Raw genomic sequence first — 8,902 nt, 5'->3', positions numbered from 1 at the left:
GCCCCCCCCCGCCCCCGCCCCCCCCCCCCCCCCCCCCCCCCGGCGGGGGGGGGGGGGGGGGGGGGGGCCCCCCCCCGGGCGGGGGGGGGGGGCGCCCCCCCCCCCCCCCCCCACCAGTCTACGTGCCCTTGCCGGTCGGTTCCTTCGTGCGCTTCTCGACGGGGCCGCGGCGCACCGAACCCGGCGCGTTCCAGTCCTGGCGCTTCCTCGCCCGCTTCCGCGCGGCCTCGGAGGACTGCAGCTGGTACGGGACGGAGGTCACCATCACGCCGGGCGTGAAGAGCAGCCGGCCCTTGAGGCGCAGGGCGCTCTGGTTGTGCAGCAGGTGCTCGTACCAGTGGCCGACGACGTACTCCGGGATGTAGACGGAGACGGCGTCGCGCGGGCTCTCGCGGCGGATGTTCTTGACGTACTCGATCACCGGCCGGGTGATCTCGCGGTACGGCGAGTCGAGGATCTTCAGCGGCACGTTGATCCCGCGCCGCTCCCACTCCTCCCGCAGCGCCCTGGTCTCGGCCGGGTCGACGTTGACGCTCAGCGCCTCCAGCTCGTTCGCGTGCAGCAGCTTGGCGTAGGCGAGCGCGCGCAGCGTCGGCTTGTGCAGCTTGGAGACGAGGACGACGGAGCGGACGCGCGAGGGGCGTACGTACTCGTCGGGGCGCTCCTCGGCGGCGGCGATCTCGTCCGCCACGGAGTCGTAGTGCCGGCGGATCGCGGTCATCGTCCCGTAGAAGATCACCATGCCGAGCAGGGCGACCCAGGCGCCGTGCGTGAACTTGGTGGCGAGGACGACGACCAGGACCAGGCCGGTGAAGAACGCGCCGAAGGTGTTGATCGCGCGGGAGCGGATCATGTGGCGGCGCTTGGCCGGGTCCGTCTCGGTCCGCAGATGGCGGTTCCAGTGCCGGACCATGCCGGTCTGGCTGAGGGTGAAGGAGACGAAGACGCCGACGATGTACAGCTGGATCAGCTTCGTCGAGTCGGCCCCGTAGACCCAGACCAGGAGGGCGGCGGCGCCGGCGAGCAGCACGATGCCGTTGGAGAAGGTGAGCCGGTCGCCGCGGGTGTGCAGCTGGCGCGGCAGGTACCGGTCCTGGGCGAGGATCGAGCCGAGGAGCGGGAAGCCGTTGTACGCCGTGTTGGCGGCCAGGAAGAGGACGAGCGCGGTGGCCGCGGCGAGGAGGATGAAGAAGAACGTTCCGTCGCCGAACACGGCGGCCGCGACCTGGGAGATCACCGGGTCCTGGACGTAGCTCTCGCCGACCGGCACCCCGTTGCGGAGCAGGTCGGCCGCGGGGTTCTCGGCCATCCGTACGTCGGTGGCGAGCGCCAGGAAGATGATGCCGCAGAACATGGTCACGGCCAGCGCGCCCATGAGCGCGAGCGTGGTGGCGGCGTTCCTCGACTTGGGCTTGCGGAAGGCGGGGACGCCGTTGGAGATCGCCTCGACGCCGGTGAGGGCGGCACAGCCGGAGGAGAAGGCGCGCAGCAGCAGGAAGAACAGCGCGAAGCCTGCCAGACCCTGGTGCTCGGGCTTGATCTCGAAGTCGGCGGTGGGCGCCTTCATGGTCTCGTCGAGGACGATCCCCTTGTACGCGCCCCAGGCGATCATGATGAAGACGCCGGCGACGAAGACGTACGTCGGGATGGCGAAGAGGCTGCCCGACTCCTTCACCCCGCGCAGGTTCATCAGCGTCAGCAGCACGATGACGCCGACCGCGCAGAGGACCTTGTGCTCGACGACGAAGGGGACGGCCGAGCCGAGGTTCTCGATCCCGGAGGAGATCGAGACGGCGACGGTCAGGACGTAGTCGACGAGCAGGGCGCTGGCGACGGTCAGTCCGGCCTTCGGGCCGAGGTTGGTGTTGGCGACCTCGTAGTCGCCGCCGCCGCTCGGATAGGCGTGGACGTTCTGCCGGTAGGACGCGACGACCGTGAACATCAGTACGACGACGGCCAGCGCGATCCACGGGCTGAAGTGGTAGGCCGACAGACCCGCGATCGACAGGACGAGCAGCACCTCGCCGGGTGCGTACGCCACCGAGGACAGCGGGTCGGAGGCGAAGACGGGGAGGGCGATGCGCTTCGGGAGCAGGGTCTCCCCGAGCTTGTCGCTGCGCAGAGCCCGTCCGATCAAGATCCGTTTGGGCAGGTCGGTCAGTTTGGACACGGAGAGGATCGTAAGCGTTCGAAAACAGCCATGCTCACCGCGACCCCCAATCCGCACGGAATCTCCCTGGCGGGGACCGCGGATGCGGTCCCCCAGGGTGTTGCCGCATAAGCTCGGATCGGGCAGCTCGGCAGAGCGCTGCCCGCCACGGCCCGGGCCAGTCGGGTGAGGAAAGTTGTGAGCAGGGTGTATTCGCAGGTCAGTAAGACGATCAGGAGTGCGGGGTAAGGGGACGTGCACATCGTCATCATGGGCTGCGGGCGAGTGGGAGCCGCTCTCGCGCAGACCCTGGAACAGCAGGGGCACACCGTGGCCGTCGTGGACCAGGACCCGACGGCTTTCCGCCGTCTCGGCTCCGGCTTCGGCGGACGGCGTGTCACCGGCGTCGGCTTCGATCAGGACACGCTGCGCGAGGCGGGGATCGAAGAGGCCGGCGCCTTCGCCGCGGTGAGCAGCGGCGACAACTCGAACATCATCGCCGCTCGGGTCGCCCGCGAGATGTTCGGCATCGAGAACGTGGCCGCCCGGATCTACGACCCCCGGCGCGCCGAGGTCTACCAGCGTCTCGGCATCCCGACCGTCGCGACGGTCCGCTGGACCGCCGACCAGATGCTGCGGCGCCTCCTGCCGTCCGGCGCCGAGCCGCTGTGGACCGACCCGAGCGGCGGGGTGCAGCTCGCCGAGGTGCACACCTCCCCGGCGTGGATCGGCCACAAGATCAGCAAGCTGCAGGACGAGACCGGCGTGCGCGTGGCGTTCCTCACCCGGCTGGGCGAGTCGATCATCCCCTCCTCGCAGACCGTGCTGCAGGAGGGCGACCTCGTGCACGTGATGATGCGCACGGACGAGATCGCGAAGGTCGAGGAGGCCTTCGCCGAGGGTCCTGAGGAGGGCGGTCACTGATGCGTGTCGCAATTGCGGGCGCGGGTGCGGTGGGCCGTTCCATCGCGGGCGAGCTCCTGGAGAACGGCCACGAGGTCCTGCTGATCGACAAGGCGCCCACCGCCATCTCGGTGGAGCGGGTGCCGCAGGCGGAGTGGCTGCTCGCCGACGCCTGCGAGATCACGTCCCTGGACGAGGCGGCGCTCCAGCGCTGCAACGTGGTGATCGCGGCCACCGGTGACGACAAGGTGAACCTGGTCGTCTCGCTGCTCGCGAAGACCGAGTACGGCGTGCCGCGCGTCGTCGCCCGGGTGAACAACCCCAAGAACGAGTGGCTCTTCAACGAGTCCTGGGGCGTGGACGTCGCCGTGTCGACGCCGCGTCTGATGTCGGCCCTGGTGGAGGAGGCGGTGAGCGTCGGCGACCTGGTCCGGCTGCTGCGCTTCAGCCACGGTGACGCCAACCTGGTGGAGCTGACGCTTCCGCCGGAGTCGGCGATCGCGGGGACGGCCGTGGGCGATGTCGCCTGGCCGCAGGACACCTCCCTGGTGACGATCATCCGCGGCTCGCGGGTGCTGACCCCGAGCCCCGAGGAGACCCTGGAGGCGGGCGACGAGCTCCTCTTCGTGGCCGCCCAGGCGCGCGAGGAGCAGCTGGAGGACCTGCTGTCCGTCCGCCGCGAAGAGGGCGCGCCGAGGGACTGACACGTCGTCCCGCGAGGTGCACAGGACGTACGGGAAGGGCCCGGGACCTCTGAGAGGTCCCGGGCCCTTCCCGTATCGGCGGTGTGGCTCACGGCTCGCGCGTGCCTGCCGTGCCTGCCGTGCCTGCCGTGTCTGTCGTGCATGCCGCGTGCGGCTCACAGCACCCTTCTGGTGCCCTCACCGCGCGTCTCGTACGGCTCCGAGGGTTTACGACTCCCGCTCCCGCGCCGCGGCCGCCTTGCGGGCCTTCTCGGCCTCCTCCTCCGCCTCCATCTCGGCGAAGACGTCGATCGGCGGCGGGGCCTTCGCCAGGAAGACCCACGTCAGGTAGACCGCGAGCAGGAAGGGCGGGATCTTCAGCGCGACGAGGACCCAGCCGAACTTGGTCGTGTCGGCCCACCAGTACATCGGGAAGAGGATCGCGCACTTGGCGAGGAGGATGAAGCCCCACGCGTAGCTCGCCTTCGTGTAGGCCTTCTTGCGACCGGGGTTACGTGTCCGCCAGGAGAGGTTCTCCTTGAAGACCGGGCCGAGGATCAGGCCGATCAGCGGGACGCCGGCGAGCGCGGTGACGATGTACGCGAGGGCGAGGCCCAGCGTGTACAGCATGCCCGGCAGGTAGAAGTCCTTGGCGTTGCCGGTCATCATCGCGAAGACCACGCCGAACGCCACGCCGAACACACCGCTGAAGGCGTGCTTCACGGTGTCCCGGCGGATCAGCCGGACTGCGACCAGGACCAGGGATACCGCGAGCGCCGCGATCGCCGAGACGTGCAGGTCCTTGTTGATCGTGAAGATCGTGACGAAGAGCAGGCCGGGGAGGACCGTCTCGATCATGCCCCGCAGGCCGCCGAAGGCCTCGAACAGCGCGGCCTCGGTGACCTCCTTCGCGGCCTGTCCCTGGGGAGCGCCCTGACTGTCCGGGGCGTCCTGATCCGTCGTCGGCTTGTCGAGCGACGTCACCGGCTACTCCTGTCCGAGCGGTCGGAGCTCGTATTTGGGGTTGAAGAGGACCCGCCGACCGTGGCTCATGGAGATCCGGCCGGAGGCGATCAGCTTGCGGCCCGGCTCGATGCCCACGATGGACCGCCGGCCCAGCCACACCACGTCCAGCGGGGCCGTGCCGTCGAACAGCTCGGCCTCGAGGGCGGGCACACCCGCCCGGGGGCGCAGCGTGACCGTGCGCAAGGTACCAGTCACCTTGACTATCTGGCGGTCGGAGCAGTCGCAGATACGCGTGCAGCCCGTGGCCTCGGCGTCCTCCTGGAGCTCGACGGACTCCAGCTCCTCCTGCGAGGTGGACAGCCGGTCGAGCATCCGGCGGAAGCGTCCGGCCGGCTTCTCTGTACGCGGTGCAGCACTCATACAGAAAGCGTACCGGCCCCCACCGACTGCGGAACCGGCCCTCCGAACGGGCTGCTCACGGCCCCGTCACGGGTCTCTCCGGACGCCTCCTCGACCGCTCCCTCATGCCTCTCCGCCCGCATGCCTCTTCGGGCACTCCCGCATGCCTCTTCGGGCACCTTCACCCGCCCCTTCGGGCACCCCCCGCGCTCCGTCGGGCACTTCCCACGACCGTCGGACGCCTCCGCGCGCGCCTTCGGTCACGTCCGCGGGTCGCTTCAGCGCTCGAAGCGGTAGCCCATGCCCGGCTCGGTGACGAAGTGGCGCGGGTGCGAGGGGTCGACCTCCAGCTTCCGCCTCAGCTGCGCCATGTAGACCCGCAGATAGTTGGTCTCCGTGCCGTACGACGGGCCCCAGACCTCCTGGAGTAGCTGCTTCTGACTCACCAGGCGTCCGCTGTTGCGGACGAGCACTTCGAGCAGGTGCCATTCGGTCGGCGTGAGCCGGACGTCGCGGCCGTCGCGGTGGACCTTCTTCGCGGCCAGGTCGACCGTGAAGCCCTCGGTCTCGACCGTGACGACGCTGTCGTCGCCGCCGACCGGCTCCGCCCTGCGGACCGCGGCGCGCAGCCGGGCCAGGAGCTCGTCCATCCCGAAGGGCTTGGTGACGTAGTCGTCGGCTCCGGCGTCGAGGGCCTCGACCTTCTCGTCGGAGGTCTGGCGGGCCGAGAGCACCAGGATCGGCACGCGGGTCCAGCCGCGCAGGCCCTTGATGACCTCGACACCGTCGATGTCCGGCAGGCCGAGGTCGAGGACGACCACGTCGGGATGGCGTTCGGCGGCGAGCCGAAGGGCGGTGGCGCCGTCGGGCGCCGCGTCCACCTCGTACTTGCGCGCCTTGAGGTTGATCACCAGCGCGCGGACGATCTGCGGCTCGTCGTCGACGACGAGAACCCGGGTCATCAAGGGCTTCCTTCTCTCTGCTGCGTACGTCGGGGAGTACGGGGATCGCGTAGGCGTAGGACCATCAGGTCACTCGGCCCTCGGTGCCACCGGGCGTCACGTGGTGACCCGGGCCGGCACGTCGGCGGCGGGTGGCGGCGGGGGCCTCCGCCCCGTCACCGCCTTGAGGGTGATCGTCATGGTCAGGCCGCCGCCGGGGGTGTCCTCCGCGGTGATGGTGCCCCCCATGGCCTCCACGAAGCCGCGGGCGACCGCGAGCCCGAGGCCGACGCCGGAGCCGCGCGGGGCGTCGCCGAAGCGCTGGAACGGCTCGAAGATGCCCTCCTTGCTCTCGTCCGGCACCCCGGGCCCCCGGTCGACGACCCGCAGCTCGACGCGGTCGCCCAGCGCGCTGGCGGAGACGACCACCGGCACCCGCTCCGGACTGTATTTCACGGCGTTCTCGACGATGTTGGCGACGACGCGCTCCAGGAGTCCCTTGTCGACCTCGACCATCGGAAGCGTCTCGGGGACGTCCAGCTCGGCGCTGCCGTCGGGCACCCCGCCGAGCGCCATCGGGACGACCTCGTCGAGGTCGATGGAGCGGATCAGCGGGGTGACGGTGCCGGTCTGGAGCCGGGACATGTCGAGGAGGTTGCCCACCAGGTGGTCGAGCCGGTCGGCGCCTTCCTCGATGCCCTCCAGGAGTTCCGCCCGATCCTGCTCGGACCACTCGACGTCGTCGGAGCGCAGGGAGGAAACGGCCGCCTTGATGCCGGCGAGCGGGGTACGGAGGTCATGGCTGACGGCCGCGAGCAGGGACGTGCGGATCTTGTTGCCCTCGGCCAGCTTGCGGGCCTCCTCGGCCTCGCCGAGGAGCCGCTGCCGGTCCAGTACCACCGCCGCCTGCGCGGCGAACGCGCCGAGCACGCGCCGGTCCTCGGCGGGCAGCACCCGTCCGGTCAGGGCGAGGGCCAGGTGCTCCCCGACGGGCATGTCCACGTCGGCGTCCTCGGGCCGGACGACGGGGCGTGCCCCCACGCTCGCGGCGCAGGTCCACGGTTCCACGTCGCTCTCCCGTTCCAGGAGCGCCACGGATTCCATGGCGAACGTCTCGCGGAGCCGTTCGAGCAGGGATTCCAGGCTGGACGGTCCCCCTGGCTCGGCCGGGGGGACCCCCACGCGCAGCACGCTGCCCGCGAGGAAGGAGAGGGTCTCGGCCTCGGCGCGCAGCCGGGCGGCCTGGTGGGTGCGGCGGGCCGCGAGGTCGACCACCGAGGCCACGGCCACGGCGACGCCGAAGAAGACGGCGATCGCGACGATGTTCTTGGGGTCGGCGATCGTCACCTTGTGCAGCGGCGGCGTGAAGAACCAGTTCAGCAGGAACGATCCGAAGGCAGCGGACGCGAGGGCCGGCAGGAGGCCGCCGAGCAGCGCCGAGGCGACGGTGAGCGCCAGGAACAGCAGCATGTCGTTGGCGAGGCCGAGGTCGGCGTCGACATGGGTGAGGAGCACGGTGAGGAGGGCGGGGCCCCCGACGCCGACCAGCCAGCCCCAGATGATCCGGGAGCGGCCGAGGCGCGCGCCCCGGGCGACGGGCAGTCCGCGTCCCTTGGCCACCTCCTCGTGGGTGACGATGTGGACGTCGAGGTCGGGGCCGGACTCGCGGGCGACGGTCTGGCCGACGCCGGGGCCGAACACGTACTGCCAGGTCTTCCGGCGGCTGGAGCCGAGGACGATCTGGGTGGCGTTGACGCCCCTCGCGAACTCCAGGAGGCCGGAGGGGACGTTGTCGCCTATGACGTGGTGGAACGTTCCTCCGAGGTCCTCGACCAGGGTCCGCTGGACCGCGAGCTCCTTGGGCGAGGCGGCCGTGAGGCCGTCGCTGCGGGCGATGTAGACGGCGAGGACCTCGCCGCCCGCGCCCTTCTCGGCCAGCCGCGCGGCCCTCCGGATGAGCGTGCGGCCCTCGGGTCCGCCGGTGAGCCCGACGACGATCCGTTCGCGGGCCTGCCAGGTGGAGCGGATGCCGTGCTCGCCCCGGTACTGCTGGAGGTACTCGTCGACCCGGTCCGCGGTCCAGAGCAGCGCCAGCTCGCGCAGGGCCGTGAGGTTCCCCGGGCGGAAGTAGTTCGCGAGCGAGGCGTCGATCCGGTCGGGCTTGTAGATGTTGCCGTGGGCCATGCGGCGGCGCAGGGCCTGGGGCGACATGTCGACCAGCTCGATCTGGTCGGCGCGCCGCACCACCTCGTCCGGGACGGTCTCCTGCTGGCGTACGCCGGTGATCGACTCCACGACGTCGCCCAGCGACTCGAGGTGCTGGATGTTGACCGTCGATATGACGTCGATCCCCGCGGCGAGCAGCTCCTCGACGTCCTGCCAGCGCTTGGAGTGCCGGGAGCCCGGCACATTGGTGTGGGCCAGCTCGTCCACAAGGGCGACGGCCGGCTTCCTCGCGAGGACCGCGTCGACGTCCATCTCGGTGAAGGACGTGCCGCGGTACGCGAGGGTGCGGCGCGGGACCTGTTCGAGGCCGTGCAGCATGACCTCGGTACGCGGCCGGTCGTGGTGCTCGACGAAGGCGACGACGCAGTCCGTGCCGCGCTCGACGCGGCGGTGCCCCTCGGACAGCATCGCGTAGGTCTTGCCGACCCCCGGTGCCGCGCCGAGGTAGATCCGTAGCTTGCCCCGTCCCATGCCATGACCTTACGTCCAGCGAATCGGACATTCCGCACAGGGGGCAAGGGCGACGAGCCGTATTGACGGGATTCTGATGGGGCGGTCGCGGGGTGGCCCGGACCGGTGCGGGCCACCCGGCGACCGCTACGGCGTCGGCATCGGCGTCGATGCCGACGTCGACG

Annotated in this window: 7 protein-coding genes; 2 read left to right on the top strand and 5 right to left on the bottom strand. The window is 70.8% G+C overall.

Annotated features, from left to right (window positions below; translation table 11 throughout):
- Positions 1-118: 118 nt before the first annotated feature.
- Entirely contained in the window at positions 119-2,170 is a 2,052-nt protein-coding gene (locus tag ACF1G2_RS29400; protein ID WP_391801194.1) for an APC family permease, read from the bottom strand.
- 234 nt (positions 2,171-2,404) lie between these two features.
- Between ACF1G2_RS29400 and ACF1G2_RS29395 the strand changes: the two genes are divergently transcribed.
- Together ACF1G2_RS29395 and ACF1G2_RS29390 are read left to right on the top strand one after the other, a co-directional pair.
- The gene (locus ACF1G2_RS29395; protein ID WP_352188034.1) at positions 2,405-3,073 is read left to right on the top strand and encodes a TrkA family potassium uptake protein; all 669 of its coding nucleotides are present in this window, start codon (positions 2,405-2,407) and stop codon (positions 3,071-3,073) included.
- On the top strand, positions 3,073-3,756 hold the full coding sequence (locus ACF1G2_RS29390; protein ID WP_352188033.1) for a TrkA family potassium uptake protein: 684 nt from the start codon (positions 3,073-3,075) through the stop codon (positions 3,754-3,756). The genes ACF1G2_RS29395 and ACF1G2_RS29390 overlap by 1 nt, the downstream gene beginning before the upstream one ends.
- A 207-nt stretch (positions 3,757-3,963) precedes the next feature.
- Here the strand turns inward: ACF1G2_RS29390 and ACF1G2_RS29385 are convergent, their stop codons facing one another.
- From ACF1G2_RS29385 to ACF1G2_RS29370, 4 genes are all read right to left on the bottom strand, one after another.
- Entirely contained in the window at positions 3,964-4,719 is a 756-nt protein-coding gene (locus ACF1G2_RS29385; RefSeq protein ID WP_391801193.1) for a DUF3159 domain-containing protein, read from the bottom strand.
- A gap of 3 nt (positions 4,720-4,722) precedes the next feature.
- Positions 4,723-5,121 (bottom strand): OB-fold nucleic acid binding domain-containing protein, encoded by a 399-nt coding sequence (locus ACF1G2_RS29380; RefSeq protein ID WP_385854261.1) that lies wholly within the window; start codon positions 5,119-5,121, stop codon positions 4,723-4,725.
- A 257-nt stretch (positions 5,122-5,378) separates the two neighbouring features.
- A complete protein-coding gene (locus ACF1G2_RS29375; RefSeq protein WP_361441844.1) occupies positions 5,379-6,062 on the bottom strand; it encodes a response regulator in 684 nt (227 codons plus the stop codon).
- 96 nt (positions 6,063-6,158) lie between these two features.
- Positions 6,159-8,738 (bottom strand): ATP-binding protein, encoded by a 2,580-nt coding sequence (locus tag ACF1G2_RS29370; protein WP_391801192.1) that lies wholly within the window; start codon positions 8,736-8,738, stop codon positions 6,159-6,161.
- Positions 8,739-8,902 lie beyond the last annotated feature (164 nt).

The sequence above is a fragment of the Streptomyces sp. NPDC013457 genome (genome assembly GCF_043089925.1).
GTDB lineage: Bacteria > Actinomycetota > Actinomycetes > Streptomycetales > Streptomycetaceae > Streptomyces.
The sequence above is the reverse complement of the archived record's forward strand: the minus strand, read 5'-3'. Positions and strand labels throughout refer to the sequence as shown.